Source organism: Agrobacterium sp. SORGH_AS 787, from assembly GCF_030819035.1.
Taxonomy (GTDB): domain Bacteria; phylum Pseudomonadota; class Alphaproteobacteria; order Rhizobiales; family Rhizobiaceae; genus Agrobacterium; species Agrobacterium larrymoorei_B.
Map to the genome: position 1 here is coordinate 2242644 of NZ_JAUTBG010000002.1, position 22217 is coordinate 2264860.

At 57.7% G+C, this 22217-nt stretch carries 19 protein-coding genes and 1 riboswitch; of the genes, 13 read left to right on the forward strand and 6 right to left on the reverse strand.

The window, feature by feature from the left end; genetic code table 11:
• Positions 1-165: 165 nt before the first annotated feature.
• The 3 genes from tig (at position 166) to QE435_RS20175 (ending at position 3380) form a co-directional block, all read left to right on the forward strand.
• Positions 166-1641, forward strand: coding sequence for a trigger factor (gene tig / locus QE435_RS20165; protein ID WP_349042450.1), 1476 nt, complete (start codon positions 166-168; stop codon positions 1639-1641).
• A 162-nt stretch (positions 1642-1803) separates the two neighbouring features.
• Entirely contained in the window at positions 1804-2376 is a 573-nt protein-coding gene (locus QE435_RS20170) for a nucleoside kinase (protein ID WP_349042451.1), read from the forward strand.
• Positions 2377-2726: 350 nt separating this feature from the next.
• Positions 2727-3380: a hypothetical protein gene (locus QE435_RS20175; RefSeq protein ID WP_349042452.1), complete on the forward strand. Its 654-nt coding sequence runs from the start codon at positions 2727-2729 to the stop codon at positions 3378-3380.
• A 6-nt stretch (positions 3381-3386) separates the two neighbouring features.
• Here the strand turns inward: QE435_RS20175 and sthA are convergent, their stop codons facing one another.
• The 3 genes from sthA to QE435_RS20190 form a co-directional block, all read right to left on the reverse strand.
• Positions 3387-4805, reverse strand: a complete 1419-nt coding sequence (gene sthA, locus QE435_RS20180; protein ID WP_306932448.1) for a Si-specific NAD(P)(+) transhydrogenase — start codon at positions 4803-4805, stop codon at positions 3387-3389.
• Between the two features lie 237 nt (positions 4806-5042).
• Positions 5043-5588, reverse strand: coding sequence for a DUF1003 domain-containing protein (locus QE435_RS20185; RefSeq protein ID WP_306932450.1), 546 nt, complete (start codon positions 5586-5588; stop codon positions 5043-5045).
• A gap of 82 nt (positions 5589-5670) precedes the next feature.
• Positions 5671-7566, reverse strand: coding sequence for an LTA synthase family protein (locus tag QE435_RS20190; RefSeq protein WP_349042921.1), 1896 nt, complete (start codon positions 7564-7566; stop codon positions 5671-5673).
• 281 nt (positions 7567-7847) lie between these two features.
• On the opposite strand from QE435_RS20190, the gene QE435_RS20195 reads away from it, so the two are divergent.
• The 6 genes from QE435_RS20195 to QE435_RS20220 all read left to right on the forward strand — a co-directional run bounded on the left by QE435_RS20195 (position 7848) and on the right by QE435_RS20220 (position 14707).
• Positions 7848-9527 (forward strand): NAD+ synthase, encoded by a 1680-nt coding sequence (locus QE435_RS20195; protein ID WP_349042453.1) that lies wholly within the window; start codon positions 7848-7850, stop codon positions 9525-9527.
• A 38-nt stretch (positions 9528-9565) separates the two neighbouring features.
• A complete protein-coding gene (locus QE435_RS20200) occupies positions 9566-10396 on the forward strand; it encodes a TolB family protein (protein ID WP_349042454.1) in 831 nt (276 codons plus the stop codon).
• A gap of 33 nt (positions 10397-10429) precedes the next feature.
• Positions 10430-10609: riboswitch (cobalamin riboswitch) on the forward strand.
• A 93-nt stretch (positions 10610-10702) separates the two neighbouring features.
• Positions 10703-11389 (forward strand): 5,6-dimethylbenzimidazole synthase, encoded by a 687-nt coding sequence (gene bluB / locus QE435_RS20205; protein WP_349042455.1) that lies wholly within the window; start codon positions 10703-10705, stop codon positions 11387-11389.
• Positions 11390-11494: 105 nt separating this feature from the next.
• Positions 11495-12130: a LysE family translocator gene (locus QE435_RS20210; RefSeq protein WP_349042456.1), complete on the forward strand. Its 636-nt coding sequence runs from the start codon at positions 11495-11497 to the stop codon at positions 12128-12130.
• Between the two features lie 43 nt (positions 12131-12173).
• A complete protein-coding gene (locus tag QE435_RS20215; RefSeq protein ID WP_349042457.1) occupies positions 12174-13061 on the forward strand; it encodes an EamA family transporter in 888 nt (295 codons plus the stop codon).
• Positions 13062-13189: 128 nt separating this feature from the next.
• On the forward strand, positions 13190-14707 hold the full coding sequence (locus QE435_RS20220; RefSeq protein WP_349042922.1) for an ATP-binding protein: 1518 nt from the start codon (positions 13190-13192) through the stop codon (positions 14705-14707).
• Positions 14708-14790: 83 nt separating this feature from the next.
• On the opposite strand, the gene QE435_RS20225 is transcribed toward QE435_RS20220, so the two are convergent.
• The gene (locus QE435_RS20225; protein WP_349042458.1) at positions 14791-15780 is read right to left on the reverse strand and encodes a TerC family protein; all 990 of its coding nucleotides are present in this window, start codon (positions 15778-15780) and stop codon (positions 14791-14793) included.
• Positions 15781-16217: 437 nt separating this feature from the next.
• Between QE435_RS20225 and rpsD the strand changes: the two genes are divergently transcribed.
• Entirely contained in the window at positions 16218-16835 is a 618-nt protein-coding gene (gene rpsD, locus QE435_RS20230; RefSeq protein WP_062425433.1) for a 30S ribosomal protein S4, read from the forward strand.
• 120 nt (positions 16836-16955) lie between these two features.
• Here rpsD and gph read toward each other — a convergent pair whose 3' ends face one another.
• Positions 16956-17645, reverse strand: coding sequence for a phosphoglycolate phosphatase (gene gph, locus QE435_RS20235; RefSeq protein WP_349042459.1), 690 nt, complete (start codon positions 17643-17645; stop codon positions 16956-16958).
• Positions 17646-17994: 349 nt separating this feature from the next.
• Between gph and rpiA the strand changes: the two genes are divergently transcribed.
• The 3 genes from rpiA to gor all read left to right on the forward strand — a co-directional run bounded on the left by rpiA (position 17995) and on the right by gor (position 20897).
• Positions 17995-18693: a ribose-5-phosphate isomerase RpiA gene (rpiA, locus tag QE435_RS20240; protein WP_349042460.1), complete on the forward strand. Its 699-nt coding sequence runs from the start codon at positions 17995-17997 to the stop codon at positions 18691-18693.
• A 17-nt stretch (positions 18694-18710) separates the two neighbouring features.
• Positions 18711-19307 (forward strand): DUF2059 domain-containing protein, encoded by a 597-nt coding sequence (locus QE435_RS20245; RefSeq protein ID WP_306932473.1) that lies wholly within the window; start codon positions 18711-18713, stop codon positions 19305-19307.
• A 201-nt stretch (positions 19308-19508) separates the two neighbouring features.
• Positions 19509-20897 carry a glutathione-disulfide reductase gene (gene gor, locus QE435_RS20250; RefSeq protein WP_349042461.1) on the forward strand — a complete coding sequence of 463 codons (1389 nt, stop codon included), beginning with the start codon at positions 19509-19511 and terminating at the stop codon, positions 20895-20897.
• Here the strand turns inward: gor and QE435_RS20255 are convergent.
• Positions 20875-21783: a LysR family transcriptional regulator gene (locus QE435_RS20255; RefSeq protein WP_349042462.1), complete on the reverse strand. Its 909-nt coding sequence runs from the start codon at positions 21781-21783 to the stop codon at positions 20875-20877. The genes gor and QE435_RS20255 overlap by 23 nt on opposite strands.
• Positions 21784-22217: the final 434 nt, after the last annotated feature.

Genomic DNA, 22217 nt, shown 5'->3' on the forward strand with positions numbered 1-22217 from the left:
AACGTTTCGTTTTGCCCTTTCCCTGGCTCAGGCATAATTGCTCCGCAACGCGCCTGTGCATGCAAGTTTTATAGTCACGGCCGGTGAATTTCAGATTCCGGCGCTGTGCTCGAAAGTAAACCGACGGCTGTCTGAGCACTGCCGCCATGATGTGAAGGTATGAAAATGCAGGTTATCGAAACGCTCGCTGAAGGGCTGAAGCGCGAAATCAAGGTCGTTATTCCGGCCGCCGACATGAAGGCTCGCCTTGACGAGCGCCTCGCTGAAGCCAAGGACAAGGTTCGTATCAACGGCTTCCGTCCAGGCAAGGTGCCTGCCGCCCATCTGAAGAAGATGTATGGCAAGTCGATCATGGCTGACCTCGTCAACGAACTGGTTCGCGAAAAGCCTTCCGAAATCATTTCCAGCCGTGGCGAAAAGTCTGCGACCCAGCCTTCCATCTCCATGACGGAAGATGAGAAGGAAGCCGACAAGATCCTCGCCGCCGAAACCGATTTCGAATTCAACATTGCCTACGAAGTCATTCCGGCAATCGAGCTGAAGTCGAATGACGGCATCAAGGTGACGCGCGAAGTCGTCGAAGTGACCGAAGACGAAGTCAACGAGCAGATCCTCAAGATTGCCGAAAGCGCTCGTAGCTACGAGACGAAAGATGGCAAGGCCGCTGAAGGCGACCGCGTCACCATGAACTACCTCGGCAAGGTTGATGGCGTAGCCTTCGACGGCGGCGCTGCTGAAGATGCCGAACTGGTTATCGGTTCCGGCCGCTTCATCCCTGGCTTCGAAGACCAGCTCGTTGGCGTCAAGGCTGGCGACGAGAAGACCATTACCGTGACCTTCCCGAGCGAATATCCGGCCGCTGAGCTGGCTGGCAAGGAAGCCACCTTCGACATCACCGTCAAGGAAGTTGCTGCTGCTGCCGACGTTGAAATCAACGACGAACTGGCAACCAAGCTCGGTCTCGAATCGGCTGAAAAGCTGAAGGAAATCGTTCGCGGCCAGATCGAAAGCCAGTACGGCAACGTGACCCGCCAGAAGGTGAAGCGTCAGATTCTCGACCAGCTGGACGAACTCTACAAGTTCGACACGCCTGCCGGTCTCGTCGACGCCGAGTTCGACAACATCTGGCGCCAGATCAACACCGATCTCGCACAGTCCGGCAAGACCTTCGCTGACGAAGACACGACCGAAGAAGAAGCGCGCGAAGAATATCGCAAGCTCGCTGAGCGCCGCGTTCGTCTCGGCCTCGTTCTCTCCGAAATCGGCGAGAAGGCTGGCGTTGAAGTCACCGAAGAAGAAATGCAGCGCGCGCTGTTCCAGCAGCTGCAGCAGTTCCCGGGCCAGCAGAAGGAAATCCTCGACTACTTCCGCAACACGCCTGGCGCTTCCGCTTCGCTGCGCGCTCCGATCTTCGAAGAAAAGGTCATCGACAAGCTGCTGACCGAAGTTTCCGTCACCGACAAGACGGTTTCCAAGGAAGAGCTTCTGGCTGACGACGCCGAAGAAGGCGAAGAAACCAAGAAGAAGGCTCCGGCCAAGAAGAAGGCTGCAGCCAAGGCTGACGCTGCTGAAGGCGAAGAAGCTGCTCCGAAGAAGAAGGCCCCTGCCAAGAAGAAGGCAGCCGAAGGCGACGCAGAGTAATCTGCTCTTCTCATCATTTTTTAGGAAAGGCCGCGGCGAAAGCTGCGGCCTTTTCCGTTAGGAATGCCGAAAGACGTTTGCATTCACAGCGAAAAGACATCCTGCCGTCATCGCAAGAGTGTATGAGCGACTTTTGCTGCACCCACCAGCAGTGAGGGTCTTATGGGCGTTAAAAACTATCTCGTTGAAGGTGTGTCCTGTTCGGGCAAAACGTCTGTGGCAACGGAGCTTCAGCAACAAGGCCATCATGTCATTCATGGTGACAGAGAGCTTGCCTATAAAGGTGATCCTGAGACCGGATTATCGTTGGAAGGGCAGTTGGATGGCGCGTGGGTCATGGATGTATCTTTTGCTCACCGTCATCACCTTTGGTGTGTCGAGAAAGTAAAAGCTTTGATGGCCGATCAAAGCCATGCGGTCACCTTTTTTTGCGGCGGCGCTCGCAACTTTTCCACCTTCATTGGTCTGTTCGATGCCGTGTTCATCCTGCAACTCGACAGAGCCACCTTGGAGAAGCGTCTTTTAATGAGACCAGAAGACGAGTTCGGTGGGAAAGCTGAGGAGCGAGCGTTTATCCTAGGGCTCCATGAGAACGGACAGGACGTTCCGAAGGGCGGCATCGAGATCAATGCGACTCAGCCAATTGGAGCGGTTGTTGCGGAGCTGTTATCCCACATCAAGGTGCAGTCATTCCGGTATTTCCAATGGGCCAGCACGTCCACAACTGTGTTCTGAAGATCACAATGCAGTGCACAATGACTTTTTGCTGCGCCTGCTCTTGTTCATCTCCCGTTCATCTGGCACCCTTTGGGGGTGATTTGCCGGATGTGTTTGTGCATCGAGAGCGATCCGCCGCCAAACGCGGCTTGGCTTCAAGCCTTTAGTTTCATCTTCCTTTCGAGCGCGGGTGTCATGCCGCGCTTGTCGATCCGTGTCGCCCGTAAGCGGGCGCGGGTCAGTCTGGCGCGCGGCGCCAGCAGAAATGAGCCCGGGTGATCTCCGTTTTCTGGATCGCCCAAGCCGAAACGAGACCTGCTGTTTTCCTCCCAAGCGCAGTCGGTCTTTTTAGAGCTTGAGGAAATAACATGTTGGTCAAGATAGTGGGCACCCTTGCTGCTGCCTCGTTCATCCTTTTGTCGCCGGTACAGGTGAAGGCGCAGGAACGGGGGTTGATCTGGGCACCCACCAAAAATTCCGATCGCTCCTATTCGGCGCGGCTTGGTGCTAGGCTTCCTACGGAAACGCCGCTGCGCGCCGGTCTTGAAATGGGCATGAGCGCGTCTGAAGGTGGTGCGGTGGTGGACACGCCCGTGAAATTCTGGGGCGATATGACGCTCATGTCCACCAATCTACCGGGCGTGAGGATTGCAAGAGACATCGGTGTTCTGATGAACGCACTGACTGGCTCGAGCGCGGTGACGATGACGATGACGCAGAAGCGCGTGGCGACGGCCGATTTCGATGTGGAGTCGAACCGAAACGTGACGGTGCGCTATGACGGTCCCAGCCAGCAGTGGAATGGGCTCGACGTCTCGCAATCCTTGCGGCTGACCCGCTCTGCGACCGGCACAGCGTTCGTGCTGACAGGTGCGAGCCGCCATACATTCCAGGAGTTCAGCTCCAGTCTCGCGCTCGAACAGAAGCTTTCAGATAATCTGACGGTGACGGGCAGTTTCGATCAAGGGTTTGAAGATCGGTTCCGCCCGGCGGTGCATGCAAGTTACAAGATCAGGTGGTGAAGCGGCTCACGTGGCCGCTTCGTTCCTGTTCTTGATGTCGCCCATGCGGTTCCATGCATCCAGCCCGGCAATTTTATAAGCCTCGGCAAGCGTCGGATAATTGAAGGTATTTTCTACGAAATACTCGACCGTCCCCTTGAGGTTCAGCACCGCTTGCCCAATGTGAACCAGCTCCGTCGCGCCCTCGCCAACAATATGTACGCCAAGAAGACGCCGTGTCTTCAAGGAGAAGATCAGCTTCAAAAGGCCGGTATCAAGCCCCATAATGTGCCCGCGCGACGTTTCCCGGAAGCGCGCAATACCACATTCGTAAGCAATGCCGCGCTCCTTCATTTCTTCTTCAGTCAGGCCGCAGGTCGAAATTTCTGGAACGGCATAGATGCCATAGGGGAAGTATTTCTGCGGCTCCATGGCAATTGCACCGACGGCCACGCGTGCTGCGATACGGCCTTGCTCCATGGAGGTAGAGGCAAGGCTTGGGAAGCCCACCACGTCGCCAGCGGCGAAGATGCCTGGAACAGAGGTTTCAAACGTCTCGGGATTGACCGAGAGACGGCCACGGCTGTCGGCTTCAAGGCCTGCGGCGGCAAGGTTCAGCGTGTCGGTCGCACCCATTCTGCCGGCGGCGAACAGCACCATTTCGGTAATGATCGTGCGGCCATTGTCGAGCTTGATCGAGACCTTGCCTTCCGGCGTGTGCTCCACCTTTTCCGCCTTTTGCCCCAGTAGCAGCTTCATGTTGCGGTCGCGCAGCTGATAGGTGAAATCTTCGACGATTTCCTTATCGATGAAGTCGAGCATCGTCGACTTGGGGTCGATCAGCGTAACAGCGGTGTCCAGTGCGCTGAAAATCGTTGCGTATTCAATGCCGATAACGCCAGCGCCGATCACCACCATCGAACGCGGCAGCTTCTCGATTTGCAGCAACTCATCGCTGTCGATGACGGTCTTTCCATCGAAAGGCATATAGTCTGGCCTGAAAGGCCGGGTACCGACGGCAAGCAGAATGCTCTTGCCCATCACATGCAGGACTTCGCCGTCATCCTTGGTGATCTGCAGCGTGTCGGGGGTGATGAAGCTTGCCTTGCCGCGAATATGTTGCACCCGGTTACGGGCAAACTGATGCTCGAGTACTTCCACTTCATGATTGAGCGTGATCAGTAAGCGCTGGCGCAGATCCTCTGCGCTGATCTCCTGCTTGACGCGATAGGATTGGCCGTAAAAGCCACGCTCGCGCCAACCGGAAAGATTGAGCGCGGTCTCTCGCATCGTCTTGGATGGGATCGTACCGGTGTGGACGGATACGCCGCCGACGCGGCTGCCCTTTTCGATGACCAGAACCTTCTTGTCGAGCTTTGCCGCCTGAATGGCCGCGCGTCTGCCGGCGGGACCGCTGCCAACAACAATGAGATCGTATTGGTTCATGAAAAAGCCTCTGGACGTGAACCGGGATCAATGCCCGAATGTGTGAATATCCGATGTGCGGAATTGTCGCGAAAAGCGTGATGCTCTCAGCATGCGGAAATGATCTCCGCATCCGCACATCTGGATGTCATGAGACCGCAGAGTGCATTGCAACAAATGCCTGCGTCAATCTGTAGCGTAGAAATCTGACGGATTCGTAACCGGCACAGAAAAAGCCGCAAACCGGCTATCGATCAATCAGGACGCGGCGCCGTTGCTCTGCTGGCTGTGTAGTTGGTGCAGCTTCGCGATGTCTTCGCGCAATGCGGTCAGTTCGGCCAGAACCTTAAGATCGATCTTCTCGTGAAGAGACAGAACTTCAAGCTCGGCCTTGAGATTGACCTCGTAATCCTTCGCAGCCTCAAAGCGATCGCGTTCTGCCTGCCGGTTCTGGGACATCATGATGATCGGCGCCTGGATGGCGGCCAACATGGAAAGAATGAGATTGAGGAACACGAAGGGATAGGGGTCGAAGGCCGTCGTCGTCAGAACAACCGTATTGATGACTGCCCATACGGCCAGAAAGACCATGAAGCTGATGATGAAACCCCATGAGCCACCAACACGCGCGATGCTGTCCGCCAGCCGGGCGCCCACTGTGGATTCCTTGGAAAACTCGGCATTCGTATCGGTGGAAATCAGTTGCTTCTGATGCGCCACCTCAAGAATCCGCTTTTCGACCTCACCGATCTGTCGGGAGGATCGCTTGAAATGGGACAGGACGTAATCTGGAATGGCAGGCATGATTCATCTCCGGCAAGGCGTTGGCTGGAGATAAACGCAAGGGGCCTGCAAGTTCAAACGAAATTGCGGCCCGGAAGGCGCGTTAACCGGATGGCGTGGTTTCGTGGATCCAGTTGAAGCCGGGAAAGAATCGCTCTTTGCCGAATTGATCGCCAAACATCATGTCGAACTGCAGCTGGCGATACTCGCTCAGCGCCGATGGCACAGTCGCGGGCGCGATCGACCAGTCAGGCACGGCGGATCCGTTTCGCTCCATCAGCATATGGCGGTCGATGACGGAATAGGACGCATGCACCTTGCCCAAGACGCCGGTGTAGAAGGGATCGTCAAAACCCGCAGTCTTGAGGATGTGATAGGGCAATAGCGAGGGGCTGATCGTGCCGATCCGGTTTTGCAATCCGGCTTTGGAAGACCAGACAACCAGAGGCGTTTCATGCTCTTTCTTCATTGTGACAAGCGGTGCACGGCGTGTCGCCACCATGCCCGGCATGTAGCCGCTCTCAACGAAGGCCTGGCCAAGTGGTGGCAGATGATCGCCAAAAAGCACGATGACGGTTTCTCTCTCACGACCCTTGGCCCATGCAATGAGCTTTGCAAAGCTGTTGTCGGCTTCCGAGACCCCCTGCGCATAGGTGGCAAGCGCATCACGGGCATTGTCTGAGAGGTCACCGCTGACGGAGACGGCTTTTTCAGCGTAGCGGTTCGCTTCATAGGGGCCATGTCCCTGAAGCGTGACGGCAAAAAGAAACTGCGGCTTTTCGGCAGCATCCACCGTCTGGATGATTTCATTCGTCAGCGCTTCATCCGATGCGAAGGCGCCACGCTTTTCCATTGGCGGCAAGGTTTCTTCGGAGCGGAATTCTTCGAAGCCGAAATGCTTGTAGACCTCGCGACGATTCCAGAACCATTCCTGGAAGGGATGGACGGCAATGGCGGAGTAGCCCTCCGAGCGAAAGAAGGTCGCAAGCGAGGGAACAGGGCGGCGTACATATTGCTGATAGGGAATGCTGCCATAGGGCAGGAAGGCATTGCTGAAGCCGGTCAGCGCTTCGAATTCCACATTGGCCGTCATGCCGCCAAACTCAGGCGAAAACACATGGCCTGACTGCATGGCGCGGATGCGCGGCATCGGATCTTTCGAGAGCGTGACGTTCTCCAAGCGTGTCGGATCCCAAAGCGACTCGCTCATGATCATAATGACATCGGGACGCTTGCTATGATTGACGGCGAAGGCGGAACTGTCGGACGCAATGTCCGCGATCGCCGCTTCGCCATAGCCATAGGGTGCCGTCACTTTCGCCATCGGAATATTGAAGGCGAAGGCCATGATGAAGCCGTTGTGACGATAGTTTTCCTTTTGATCCCACATCATCGGAATGATGTTGAGGCGATCCCTGATCCAGGAATAGCTTGAATATTCCATCATCGAGCCAAAGCCGACGAAGAGCGGAACGGCAAGCGCCAGCCGCCACATCCTTGCCTTGAAGGGCATGACCGGCATGGCATGACGCGAAAGACGCCACAGCATCACGATGCCAAAGGCGGCAAGGGCAAGCGCTGCTGCGAGCGCTATCGCAGTCAACGGTTGGGCTCTCAGCATGGCGGGCAAGAGCTGGAGAATCTGGCGCCCGAACAGCAGATCGGAAGGATAGAGCGGATCGGAGAGGTAAAGTTGCTTTTGGCTGGAAATGAACGCCGGGAGGATGAGCAGCGGAACGGCAACCAGAAGCGACTGATAATGACGCCCAAAGAGTGCGTCGAGCGCCATCAGTCCGACAACGACCGTAACGATCGTCGTGAGGCCAGGCCGTGCGGGCGACAACAGAAACGAGCCGACATCGTGCAACGTGCCGCGTGCGATCCACTCCATACAGACGACCAGGAGAACCGCTGCGAGAACGAGATTGATCAGCGTTTGGGCATCATTTGCAAAGCGGGCAGGGGAGCGTGTCCAGGGTTTTGAAAGGACGAGCTTCATCCTTTCGGCAACCGTTGTTTTGGGCACCGATTTCGTCAAGTTGTACTCCGGCAGTCATGACGACAGGTGTGAATCACCTGTCATATAAGCGTCATCTAACTGTCACATACGTGCAATGAACGCGACATGAACTATGCAAAATTCACAGGTCTCAAAGATAACCATCGCGTGAGCCATCGATATTGCGCAGGCGTTCCGAAACCGTCTTGACTGGTCGTTGTTTTGCAACAGTTTTATCCGGCGCGTTGCAGAGTAAGAGCCGGCGCGATAATGAGGAAGGCATGAGCACAGAACAGACCATTCCCCACACGTTCCGGATCGCGGTCGGACAATTCAACCCGACCGTCGGAGATGTCGCAGGCAACCTTGCCAAAGCGCGCGAGGCAAGAGCGGATGCGGCGGCCCAGGGCGCCGACCTTCTTTTGCTGACGGAGCTTTTCATCTCCGGCTATCCGCCGGAGGATCTGGTTCTCAAACCGGCATTTCTAAAAGCCTGCCTCAAGGCGGTGGAAGATCTCGCGGCAGACACAGCCGATGGCGGGCCGGGCGTCATTATCGGTTTCCCGCGACAGGGAGAAAAGGGCAGGCATAATTCCGTTGCTCTGCTGGATGGCGGAAAGATCGTCGCGCTGCGCGACAAGGTGGATCTGCCGAATTACGGCGAGTTTGATGAGAAGCGAGTCTTCAGCGAAGGCTCGATTTCCGGCCCCTATAATTTCAGGGGCATTCGCATCGGCATTCCGATCTGCGAGGAGATCTGGAACGATTTCGGCGTCTGCGAGACACTGGCGGAGGCTGGCGCCGAGATATTGCTGGTGCCAAATGGCTCACCCTATTATCGCGGCAAGGTCGATGTCCGTCATCAGGTCGCACTCCGCCAGGTCATTGAAAGCGGTCTGCCTCTGGTCTTCGTCAATCAGCTAGGCGGTCAAGATGAGCTGGTGTTCGACGGTGCGAGCTTCGGTTTCAATGCCGACAAGACGCTGGCTTTCCAAATGAGCCAATTCGAAGCAACGCTGGCAGTCACCGACTGGAAACGCACGGAGAATGGCTGGCACTGCAGCCACGGTCCGGTGTCGCATATTCCAGAGGGTGAGGAGGCCGATTATCGCGCCTGCATGCTGGGCTTCCGCGATTACGTCAACAAGAACGGCTTCAAGAGCGTCGTTCTCGGCCTTTCCGGCGGTATCGACTCGGCCATCTGCGCCGCGATCGCGGTCGATGCGCTGGGCGAGGAGCGGGTGCGCTGTATCATGCTGCCCTACCGCTACACCTCGGAAGAATCGCTGAAGGATGCTGCCGATTGCGCCAAGGCGCTTGGCTGCCGTTATGATATCGTTCCGATTGCCGAACCTGTCGATGGCTTCATGTCGGCACTGTCGGATTTGTTCGAAGGAACGGAAGAGGGCATCACCGAGGAGAACCTGCAAAGCCGCGCGCGCGGTACGATCCTGATGGGCGTATCCAACAAGTTCGGCTCGATGGTCGTGACGACCGGCAACAAATCGGAGATGTCCGTCGGCTATGCGACGCTCTACGGTGACATGAATGGCGGCTTCAACCCGATCAAGGACCTCTATAAGATGCAGGTCTATGCCATCTCAAGATGGCGCAACGCCCACGTGCCGCCTGGCGCGCTTGGGCCTTCGGGCGAAGTCATCCCGGCCAACATCATTTCCAAGGCACCCTCTGCCGAGTTGCGTCCCAACCAAACCGACCAGGACTCGCTGCCACCCTATCCGGTTCTCGACGATATTCTCGAGTGCCTGGTGGAGCAGGAAATGTCCGTCGATGAGATCGTGGCCCGCGGTCACGATCTCGCGACGGTCCACCGCATCGAGCATCTGCTCTATCTCGCCGAATATAAGCGCCGCCAGTCTGCGCCAGGCGTGAAGATCACCAAGAAAAACTTCGGTCGCGATCGCCGGTATCCGATCACCAATCGGTTCCGCGACAGGTAACTCCGACTGGTCCAAGGGCAATCGCAACGGGAGGAACGATGCGAAGTTCAGTCGAGATATTCAATGTCCGCACCCGCGAGAACCGCGTGGTCTGGCAGACGGAAAAGCTGTTCGAAGCCCCGAACTGGTCTCCGGACGGGCAGTATCTGTTGCTGAACAGCGATGGAGCTCTCTACCGTCTGTTTCTTGCCGGAGACATCTCCGTCGATAAGGTAGACACTGGCTTTGCCGTCCAGTGCAACAACGACCACGGCGTCTCGCCGGACGGTTCTGTTTATGCCATTTCCGATAAGGTCGAATTCGGCAAAAGCGCCATCTATCTTCTTCCATCCATCGGCGGCACGCCGAAACTGATGACGCGGAACCTGCCGTCCTACTGGCATGGCTGGGCGCCGGATGGCAAAAGCTTCGCCTATTGCGGGATCAGGGATCAGGTTTTCGATATCTATGCCATGGACATCGAGACCGGCACCGAAATACGCCTGACCCATGGCGAGGGGCGAAATGACGGCCCGGATTATTCAGCCGATGGTCAGTGGATCTACTTCAACTCCAGCCGCACCGGGCAGATGCAGATTTGGCGGGTGAGGCCGGACGGATCGGATGTGGAGCGCATCACCGATAGCCCATATGGCGACTGGTTTCCGCATCCCTCGCCCAAGGGAGACAAGGTCGTTTTCATTTCCTATGACGGCGACGTCTTTGACCATCCGCGTGATCTCGATGTTCGCGTGCGACTGATGGATACCGATGGTGGCAACGTCGAAACGCTCTTCGGTCTCTTCGGCGGGCAGGGGACAATGAACTCACCCAACTGGTCAGCGGACGGTGACGAATTCGCCTATGTGCGATATTTTCCGGTTGGATAGACGTAGCGCGCTTGCCTTCCGATCGGCAATTGCCCATACGCAACGTCGTCAGGTGCCTGCTTTGGCAGGAGAATCGGGAATGCGGTGCAAGACCGCAACGTGCCCAACGCTGTAAGGCGGATGCCTGTTGCCATAAGCCACTGAGCAATCGGGAAGGCGGTAACGGGCAGAAGAAGCCAAGTCAGAAGACCGGCCTGACACGATAGACCAGTCCGCGCGGACGGCGGCAGGTTGTGAGGAAGAACGGTGTGCAGTGCCCCGATTGGCACGCTCATGCGGTTTCTTCTGCATTGTTGGGGATTGACGATGCGACCTGATGATACCCGGCACGGCCTGATGCCGGCCTTGGAATTTGCTGAAGACGAAAAGGCTGCGGTCTACCGCGCCATCGAGACACGTCGCGATGTCCGCAACGAGTTTCTGCCGAACCCGCTCTCGGATGAGCTGATCAACAAGCTGCTTTCCGCAGCCCACGCCGCGCCCTCGGTGGGCTTTATGCAGCCGTGGAATTTTACCCTCGTCAGCGATACAGACATCAAAGATGCCGCATGGCAGGCTTTCAGCCGCGCCAATGAGGAAGCCGCTTTGATGTTCGCGGACGAAAAGCAGGCCCTCTATCGAAGCCTCAAGCTGGAGGGCATCAGAAAGGCGCCGCTCTCCATCTGCGTCACCTGCGACACCACAAGAGGTGGCGATGTCGTGTTGGGGCGAACGCACAATCCGCGTATGGATGTCTACTCCACCGTCTGCGCTGTGCAGAACCTCTGGCTGGCGGCACGTGCCGAAAGTGTGGGCGTCGGTTGGGTTAGCATCTTTCATGACAATGATATCCGAAAGATTTTGGGCATCCCCGAGCATATCGAAATCGTCGCATGGCTCTGCCTCGGCTACGTCGCTGAACTCTACGCCGAGCCTGAGTTAGCGGTGAAGGGTTGGCGTCAGCGTTTGCCGCTGGACGAACTGATTTTCAAAGACCGGTGGGGTGCCAAGTAGCGAAGAGGCCATCTTGTCGGTGGGCGTATCAGTCAGCCAAAATCCACTTGCCAGTCCTCATGGCCGGTGGCTTAGTTCACTCTCATTTCGAGAGGGGATCATATTATGCCGATTGAAAACTGGCTGGCCTTCGTTGCCGCATCCGCCATTATGCTCGCCATTCCCGGACCAACGATCTTGCTGGTCATTTCCTACGCGCTTGGTCACGGTCGCAAGGCAAGCAGCGCCACTGTTGCCGGCGTGGCCCTCGGCGACTTCACCGCCATGACCGCGTCCATGCTGGGTCTCGGTGCACTGCTCGCGACCTCCGCCGTTCTCTTCACTGTCTTGAAGTGGGTGGGTGCTGCCTACCTGATCTATCTCGGCATCAAGCTCTGGCGCGCGCCTGTCGGCACGTCGGCGCAAGGCGAGGGTGACGTGACGGGCCGCGAGCGTCCGCTCAAGATCTTCCTGCACACCTACATCGTCACGGCGCTGAACCCGAAGAGCATCATCTTCTTCGTCGCCTTCCTGCCGCAGTTCCTGGTGCCGACCCTGCCGTTTTGGCCGCAGGTGCTTATTTTCGAAGTTACTTTTCTTGTGCTTGCGACTTGCAACGCCGCTCTTTATGGGTTGCTGGCAAGTGCAGCCCGCAACACCATCCGCAAGCCCTCCGTCCAGCGTGTCGTCAACCGCACCGGTGGCGGACTTTTGATCGGTGCCGGACTGCTCGCGGCAGGCTGGAAGAAGGCGGCCGCTTAAAAGCGTCGCCATTCCGTGCGGCGCCGAGTTTTGGAATATAGCAATGTCAGTGCCGCACATTCTTCTTGCCCTTGTCACCGTTTTTCTCTGGGGCTTCAACTTCGTCGTGATCAAAGTCGGCGTCATGGATATGCCGCCTCTTTTCCTCACAGCCTTGCGCTACCTCTTCGCAGCCGTGCCGCTGATCTTCTTCCTGCCGCGCCCCAAGGTTCCCTGGAAGCATATGGTCGTCTACGGCATGGTGATGGGCTGCGCGCAATTCGGGCTCCTCTACACAGCCATCAGATGGGGTCTGCCTGCGGGACTTGCCTCGCTCGTCATGCAGTCGCAGGCTTTTTTCACCATGGCGCTGGCCGTGACGCTGCTGGGTGAAATTCCGCTGAAGTCTCACATTGCCGGGGCAGCCGTTGCCTTTTCCGGCCTTGCGGTGATTGGCCTGGAACGTCTGGAACTGACAGCGCTCGTGCCACTGTTGATGTGCGTAGGAGCGGCCTTCAGCTGGGCTGTCGGCAACATCGTCAACCGCAAGGTGGGCCGCGTCAACGCCATTTCCTTTGTCGCCTGGACCAGTCTCGCCCCGGTTTTGCCGCTGGTCGCACTTTCGCTGCTGCTCGAAGGCCCGCAGGCGATTCGCGAAGGGTTGGCAAATGCCAACATGATGACGGTGGCGGTCATCGCCTATATGGCCTATGGCGCAACGATCATCGGGGCAGGCATCTGGAGCTTTCTTCTGCTGCGTTATCCGGCGGGGACGGTGGCGCCCTTCTCGCTACTGGTGCCGATCGTCGGCTTCCTCGGTGCCTATTTTGCTTTTGCCGAACATATCACCACGCTCGAAATCGTTGGTAGCGCGCTCGTCGTTGCCGGTCTTGCATTGAACGTGTTTGGCCGCCGCCTGTCCTTGCGCCGTGCGCCGTCTGGAAACGCGTGAGAGCGATCTGCAATTCCCTGTGCATTGTTGCGATGCAGCGGGGCATTTGCGGAAAACTTTGGTAAAGAGAGTGTTCGCCGCGCGATGACGCGGCGCTTTTGATCATTGCAGTGCAGGGACGGGTCAACGTGCAGGTCGGTATCGACATGGGAACGCTTTCGGGCGGGCAGAGTGCCAAGCTCGATATTGAGGAACTGCTCGCCACGCGCTTGCTGGTGCAGGGCAATTCCGGTTCCGGAAAGTCGCATCTGCTGCGCCGCCTGCTGGAGCAGTCGGCCCCCTGGGTACAGCAGGTCATCATCGATCCAGAAGGTGATTTCGTCACGCTGGCCGACAAGTTCGGCCATGTGGTGGTGGATGGTGAGCGCACCGAAGCGGAGCTTGCAGGGATTGCCAACCGCATTCGCCAGCATCGTGTCTCCTGCGTCCTCACGCTGGAAGGGCTCGATATCGAGCAGCAGATGCGCGCCGCAGCCGCCTTCCTTAATGGCATGTTCGATGCCGATCGCGAATACTGGTATCCGGTTCTGGTGGTCGTGGATGAGGCGCAGATGTTCGCGCCCTCTGTCGGTGGCGAAGTCACCGAGGATGCCCGCAAGGCGTCGCTCGGCGCGATGACCAACCTCATGTGCCGCGGGCGTAAGCGCGGTCTTGCCGGCGTAATTGCCACGCAGCGATTGGCAAAGCTTGCCAAGAACGTTGCGGCGGAAGCGTCCAACTTCCTCATGGGGCGCACCTTCCTCGATATCGACATGGCGCGCGCCGCCGATCTTCTCGGCATGGACCGCCGTCAGGCGGAAATGTTCCGCGATCTTCAACGCGGCAATTTTGTTGCCCTTGGTCCCGCTCTCTCTCGGCGCCCGCTGCCGATCGTCATCGGTCCGGTGGAAACATCGGCGCGCTCCTCGTCGCCGAAGCTCATGCCGCTGCCGGACGCGCCGCAGGATGTGGAGGATTTGATCTTCACGCCAGATCCGGAAGAGTTCGCCCGGCCCGCTGTTCGCCGTACGCCGCCAGCACCGCGGCCGACGACTGACATTCTCGCCGAACTCTCGCGCTCGACGCCCGCCGCTATCGCGCCGACGTCCGAACAGCCGCAGCGTTCGAGCCAGCCGGACCTCACGCCGGAAGAGCGGGAAGAAAAGATCACGGCTGTTCTGACCGAAATTCTCGACGACCCGCAATCGGCCTATCGCACCGATGCTGTCCTCTATCAGGACTTCCTCGTGCGCGCCCGCATGCGCCGTATTCCGGGTACCCCGATGGCGCTATCGGAGTTCCGCCGCCAGATCGCCATCACGCGCTCAGGTGTGGATGTGGAGATGGCGGCAAGCGAGAATTGGCAGAAGGCGCTGGAGCTTTCCCGCAGCGTCTCGGATGACCTGCAGGGCGTCTTCCTGCTTCTGGTGAAGGCGGCTCTTGCGGAAGAGCCATGTCCTTCAGACGCGCGGATTGCGCGTGCCTACGGTACCCATTCGGCGCGCCGCGCAAGACGACTGCTCGGCTACTTTGAGGAAAAGGAACTGGTGGTGGTGCATGCGGACTTTTCCGGCAAGCGCATCGTCGCCTTCCCCGACCTTGAAGCCAAGACCGCGCCTGGCGACGCGGATGCTCCCGACGGAGATATGAGTCTGGCTGCTGAATAAAGCCGTCGAAGCGCCAAGCTATCACACAGCCCATAGAAAAAGGCGGGTCGCCCCGCCTTTAAAAGTCTTGGAGGCAAAGCCCTTTAGACTTCGTCGATGACCTTCTTGTCATTTCTCGTGGCAAACAGCGAGCCGACGATACCCGTCAAAAGGATCGCAACGGTGATACCGAGCGAGATGGACGGCGGGATCTTTGCGATGCCGAGCATGTCTGCCAGGAAGATCTTCGAGCCGACGAAGACCAGAACCGCAGCCAGCGCATATTTGAGATATGCGAAGCGGTGGATCAGGGCGGCAAGAGCGAAGTAGAGGGCGCGCAGACCCAGAATCGCGAAGATGTTCGATGTGTAGACGATGAACGGATCGGTGGTGATCGCGAAGATCGCCGGGATCGAGTCGACCGCAAAGATCAGGTCGGCGATTTCGACCATGACGAGCGCCAGGAAGAGCGGCGTCACGAAGGTCTTCAACCGGCCGGTCTTCGGGTCGGGCTGCTTGACGAAGAACCGCTCCTCATGAAGCTTTTCGGTGACGGGGAGCCGGGTGCGCAGGAATTTCAGGATAGGGTTCTTGCCGATATCCTGCTCCTCATGATCTGCCGAGAACAGCATCTTGATGCCGGTAAACACCAGGAAGGCGGCGAAGAGATAGAGAACCCAATGGAAGTTTTCGACGATCGCGGCACCCGCGGCAATCATGATACCGCGCAGAACGATCACGCCGAGAATACCCCACAGCAGCACGCGGTGCTGGTACTGGCGCGGGATCGAGAAGTAGGAAAAAATCATGGCGATGATGAAGATGTTGTCCATCGCCAGGCTTTTTTCCACCACGAAGCCCGTCACATATTCCATGGCTGGCTGCTGACCGGACTGAAACCAGATCCAGCCGCCGAAGGCCAGGCCGATGGCGATGTAGAAGCCCGACATCATAAGGCTTTCCTTGATGCCGATCTCCTTGGAGTTTTTATGCAGAACGCCAAGATCGAGCGCCAGGAGGCCTAAAACGAGAGTAATGAAAATGCCCCACATCCATGTGGGGGTACCGAGAAAATCCGTAAACAGAAAGTCCATCAGTCAACCTTTGTCCGGACGAGGTTGGCTCAACAGATGGGGGAACGTGATTGAAAAAAGTCGCGCCCCATCCTTGGAGACTCGACATCGCGTATTGTCCGGTAATACGCCAGAGGGGCCCGAGTCCTGATCACCAGGATGAAATGGGAGGCGCCGCAAAGGTTTCAAGAGGGTTGCTGCGTTTTATCGTTGACATTTTTATGAAGCGCCCCTAGAAGCCGCTCCAACGCCGGGTAGCAATGCCCGGTGTGTTTCGTTGACTGCCTTGCAGTAATGAGCTGACGTTCGGCGGTCAACATCACCGACATGTCCCGTGGTTTCTCCATATCGCATGTGAGAAGCCTGTCAGAGGTTCTTCAACAGAGCCTCAGAGGAGGGCGTGTTTCCTTAATCCGATCTGACAACAGATCGGTATAAACTGTTGAGAAGGAAATACGATGAGCAAGCGCGAATCGTCCAAGTATAAAATTGACCGCCGCATGGGCGAAAACATCTGGGGTCGTCCGAAGTCCCCGGTTAACCGTCGCGAATACGGCCCAGGCCAGCACGGCCAGCGCCGCAAGGGCAAGATGTCCGACTTCGGCACGCAGCTGCGCGCCAAGCAGAAGCTGAAGGGTTACTACGGCGAAATCCGCGAGAAGCAGTTCCGCGCAACCTACGACGAAGCAAACCGTCGTAAGGGCGACACCTCCGAGAACCTGATCGGTCTGCTCGAGTCGCGTCTGGACGCCATCGTCTACCGCGCCAAGTTCGTACCGACCGTTTTCGCGGCTCGCCAGTTCATCAACCATGGCCATGTCACGGTTAACGGCGTTCGCGTCAACATCGGTTCCTACCGCTGCAAGGTTGGCGACGTCATCGAAGTTCGCCAGAAGTCCAAGCAGCTCGCAATCGTTCTCGAAGCTGTTCAGCTCGCAGAGCGCGACGTTCCGGACTACATCGAAGTCGATCACAACAAGATGACCGCGACGTTTGCTCGCGTACCGGCTCTTGCTGACGTGCCTTACGCCGTCATCATGGAACCGCATCTGGTCGTCGAATTCTACTCGCGTTAATCCGCGTCCAAGTTCAGCAAAAAAGCCGGTCCCTGTGGCCGGCTTTTTTGTGCGCATTTTTTGATGAGAAAATTTCAGTCCTTGGCGCGAGGCCAAGGACTTTCACGGTCGGCCGCGCCTTCAGGCCGCAGCGACGCGCTGCGCCAGAAGTCTTTCGACAAGTGCTGCATCCAGGGTGTCGTAGCGATCGATCGTCACATCCGGTCCAAGCTCCGCCATGGGAACATCGGTGTAGCCGAAGGTCACGCCGATGGACGGGATATTGGCATTCTTGGCCGCCAGGATATCGTTGACGCTGTCGCCCACCATCACGCTGCGGGTTACATCGCCACCGGCTTTCTCAATGGTTCCGAGAATGTGGCGCGCGTCCGGCTTGCGCCATTCAAAGGTGTCCCCGCAGGTGATCGTCGCGAAGCGGTCCTTCAGTCCGAGTTTCTCGAGCAGAGGAAGGGCCAGATCCGATGTTTTGTTGGTGCAGACGGCAAGGCTGAAGCCTGCGGCAGCAAGGCGATCCAGAGCCTCGGCGACACCGGGATAAGGTTTGCTCTGACCTGGCATCTCTTCTTTGTAATGCGCAATGAAGCGTTGGTGTAGCGGCTCCACGTCTTCCTGCGGCAACTCCTTGTTCCTCAGTGCAAAGGCGCGTTGGACCATGACACGAACGCCCTGGCCGACGAGGTGCGTCAGGTCGTTGAAGGTGACGGGCGCAAGACCTGCGGCAGCGATCGTGTGGTTCAGGCTGTCGATCAGGTCGGGGGCGGTGTCGATCAGCGTGCCGTCGAGATCGAAAATAACAAGGGGTGAAGTCAAAGAGGAAACCTCGTCTGTCTGTGTCAATATTACGAGAACCTACAGCATCGGCCCGAAAATCGTAACCGATTTTCGGAAAAGCACGGCATTACGTTGAAGGTCTGCGCAGAGCTTCGGCACTTTTCCTCAGCCGATCTAGTCCTGGGCAAGATCTCGTTTCGAACGAAACCCTTGAATGGTCCATTTCGAAGCAGCAAAAGGGGCTTTCGTTTGGGTTTCTAGACGTGTAAACACACGCAGTCGCAAAGATCGGGGCCAGTCATCTGGTCCTGTCCGATGCACAACCACCAGGGCATTTTCGTGCGGACATTCACCTCACGGCCCATGAGTAAAGCGGAGTTGCAGGCGCATGGATGCCCGCGAAATGAAGATCAAGGCCGCAGAGGCTGCCCTTGCCCATGTTGAAGACGGTATGCGTCTAGGCATCGGTACAGGCTCCACGGCGGAAGAATTTGTCCGCCTGCTTGCCGAAAAAGTATCGAACGGTTTGAAAGTCGAGGGTGTCCCGACATCGGAACGCACCGCGCGTCTGTGTGTCGAGCTTGGCGTTCCGCTGAAGTCGCTGGATGAACTGCCCGAGCTCGATCTGACGATCGATGGCGCCGACGAGGTCGATCACGGGCTTCGTCTGGTCAAAGGCGGCGGCGGTGCTCTGCTACGCGAAAAGATCGTCGCGGCTGCTTCATCGCGCATGATCGTGATTGCAGATCAGACGAAGGTGGTCGAGACGCTGGGAGCTTTTCCGCTTCCCATCGAAATCAATGCCTTCGGCCAGATCGCAACCCGCATCGCAATCGAGAAACTGGCTTCCAAAATGGGCCTTTCGGGCGAGTTGAAGCTACGTTCTTCTGAGGATGGACCGTTCAAGACCGATGGCGGTCATCTCATTTTCGACGCATCATTTGGCCGTATTCCTGATGCAGAAGCGCTGGCACGTCAGCTGAATACGATTCCAGGGGTCGTCGAGCACGGACTTTTCATTAATTTGGCATCGCTTGCTATCATCGCAGGGCCGGATGGCGCCCGCGTCATGCAGGCGAAAATATAACAGGAGCGAGAGAGTTGATGGGTAAAATAGCGGGACTGGGCAAAGCTGCCGCTGCTTCGATCCTTATTTCCGGCCTCGTGTTCGGCACTGCCGCACGCGCGCAGGAGATTTCTGCAGAGCATATCGCTGCTGCAAAGCAGGCAATCACGGCACTGGGCGTCACCGATCGCTTCGACAACATTCTGCCGGGTCTTGCGGAGCGTCTGAAGTCCGAACTCATTCAGTCGTCGCCAAACGTCGAAGACCAGATCACCGCGACGGTCGATGCCAAGGCACTGGAACTCGCGCCACGCCGCGCCGACCTGGAACGCGAAGCGGCCCTGACCTATGCGCGCGCTTTCTCGATCGATGAGCTGAAGGCCATCTCCGGCTTCTACAGCAGCGAAGCCGGCAAAAAGCTTCTCAAGGACGGACCGATTGCGACACGCGAACTGATGAAGGCCGCCGACATCTGGGCAGCTGGCATCAACCGTGATCTCAACGCCTCCAGCATGGCAGAGCTTCAGAAGGTCGCCGGCGCTGATCTCCAGCCGCTTCCTGCGAACGCAGCCAACATTGGCGGCGCTCCGGGAGCGACGGCTGCTCCGGCTGCGGCGCCTGCGCCAAAGCCATGATCGCAGGCTGATCATTCAGTATTTTTCAAAGCCCGGGAGAGAATTCCGGGCTTTTCTTTTGCCGGTACGGGCACCTATATGAGCATCAAGACGATGCCTGGGTACTGCGCGTTTCTGATGCGCCGCTTTGCTTAACGGGCTGATTTTCCACGCTGCGACAGTCGATACTGTACGTCTCTCGGCCGATGACAGGGGTTTATGATGACATCCTACGATTACGATCTTTTTGTTATTGGCGGCGGCTCCGGCGGTGTGCGCAGCGCCCGCGTAGCAGCGTCGCTGGGCAAGCGGGTCGGCATCGCCGAGGAATATCGTTACGGCGGCACCTGCGTGATCAGAGGCTGCGTGCCGAAGAAGCTCTTTGTCTACGCGTCGCAATATCCTGAGCACTTCGAAGATGCCAAAGGCTTTGGCTGGAACGTCGGTGAGAGCACCTTCGACTGGAAAAAGCTGATCGCCGCCAAGGACAAGGAAATCGAGCGTCTGGAAGGCCTTTACCGCAAGGGCCTGGAAAACGCCAAAGCCGACGTTTTCGATAGCCGTGCAGAGCTTGTCGACGCGCATAGCGTGAAGCTTCTCAGCACCGGACAGACGGTAACGGCAGAGCGTATCGTGATTGCCGTCGGCGGCACGCCGAATGCCCACGCGTCACTGCCGGGCCATGAGCTGACGATCTCGTCCAACGAAGCCTTTCATTTGGAAGAATTGCCCAAGTCGATCCTAATTGCCGGCGGCGGTTACATCGCCGTCGAATTCGCCAATATCTTCCACGGCCTCGGGGTCGAAACGACGCTGATCTATCGCGGCAAGGAAATTCTGAACGGCTTCGATGGCGACATGCGCAAAGGCCTGCATGAGGCGATGGAAGCCAAGGGCATCCGCATCGTCCTTGAAGATGTGATCGAGGACGTGAGCAAGGACGGGGCAGGCGGCTTCATGGCCCGCACCAAAAAGGGCACGTCGATCCATGTCGGCCTCGTCATGTTGGCACTTGGCCGCGATCCCAACACCAAGGGTCTCGGGCTTGAAAAGGCTGGTGTCAAGACCAATGAGAAGGGCGCGATCATCGTCGATGAGTATTCGCGCACCAATGTCCCGCACATCTATGCACTCGGCGACGTCACCGACCGGGTACAGCTGACCCCCGTCGCCATTCATGAGGCGATGTGCTTCATCGAGACGGAATTCAAGAACAACCCGACAAAGCCCGATCATCATCTGATTGCGACCGCAGTCTTCTCCCAGCCCGAAATCGGCACGGTGGGCCTATCGGAAGAGCAGGCGGCGTCGAAATTCGACGAGGTCGAGGTATATCGTGCGCAGTTCCGCCCGATGAAGGCAACGCTCTCCGGTCGTCAGGAAAAGACCATCATGAAGCTTCTCGTCAACGCCGCCGACCGGAAGGTCGTGGGCGCGCATATCCTGGGGCATGAGGCTGGTGAGATGGCGCAGCTTCTCGGCATCACGCTGAAGGCCGGTTGCACCAAGGACGACTTCGACGCCACCATGGCGGTCCATCCGACGGCTGCCGAGGAGCTGGTGACAATGTATACGCCAAGCTACCGCATCAAGAACGGGGAAAGAGTATAACCGGGCTTTGATGGTCGACAGGCTCTGCGTGCAGGCCTTCGAAGTGTCGCTCGTTGCGCTTTAACAATGCCGCGAGCCTGTCGATGGCGACACGCATCTCCGGCGTGTGACGATCATCGTCATTGACGGTGATCCACAGGTTGTGAGCGAGTTCTTCGATAATGTCGCCGTCGCGCACCACGCCGGGCAGGGCGTCGCCGATATAGGCGGGCAACACGCCCTTGCCGGCCCCGCTCTGGATCAGGCGCGGCAAAAGGGCCGGCGCATTTGTCCATGTGTGGATCATCTGCTCCCGATTGCGAAAGACCCACATCTCCGCGTCCGACGCCGCAACTTCCGTGCCGATTGAAATCCAGGGCGCGGATGCATCCTGGTGAAGTTCCTTCGACCGGTAAACGCAGTAATTGACCGTGATGGACTTGCGCACAGCAAAGTTGCCGTGCTGTGGAGGAGCATCAAAGACCCCGATCATACCACGCCGGTAGGTGAGGTCATCGTCGGGGCCGAAGTGCTTGCAGCACAGCCGAAAGGCGTCGTCTGGTCCTCGAATGGCGCTCGCATTTTCGGCAATGAAACCCATCAGCCAGATATTGCTGGAAATGGAAACGATTGGCAGCGAGAAGGCGTCGCCGTGCCACTGGCTGATCTCAGCCGCGGTCCGCCGCATGTGTTGCACGCGTTCGAACAGGATTACCCCATCGGGCGCCAGCTTGTACCCCTGCTGGCTGCGGATGAAGAGCGTGCGACCCATCGCCCGTTCGAGAAACAGCATCTTGCGGCCAATCGTCGGCGCGCTGATGCCGGTCAGGCTTGCCGCGCCTGCCAGACCACCTTCGGTCGCAACGATATGGAAGAGTTTCAGATCGTCCCAGTTCACGTCTGTCATGGCAAGCTCTCCGGCTGATCGGACATTTATAGCCGGATCAATGCCGCTTTGCACCGTTCGCCGCTGAAACGCGCCTTTCATTTCTGCATCTACGCCGCCCGCAGCCTCTGCCTTACCTCCTGTCGAAAAAACAGGAGGAAGATCATGTTGCCGGAAACCATGTTTGCGATGGAGAGATTGGCTCGTAACAACGTCACGGAGCGGAAGAGTGGAGATGATGACCGATGGGAGACATGGCCATCGACACGTCTCGACCATTTCGGCTTGTTTCTCTGGCGCGTTGTGCAGCGGTTGCACAATCGCGATGGGCTGCAAAAACAACGACGTGAAGCACGCAGGCTTCAATTCAAGGATAATCTAGAATCCCGGGGGGGTTCCGCAGGTCCAAAAGCGTCGGTAATTGACTAGGCAAGCTCCTTCCAAAGGTTTATAAG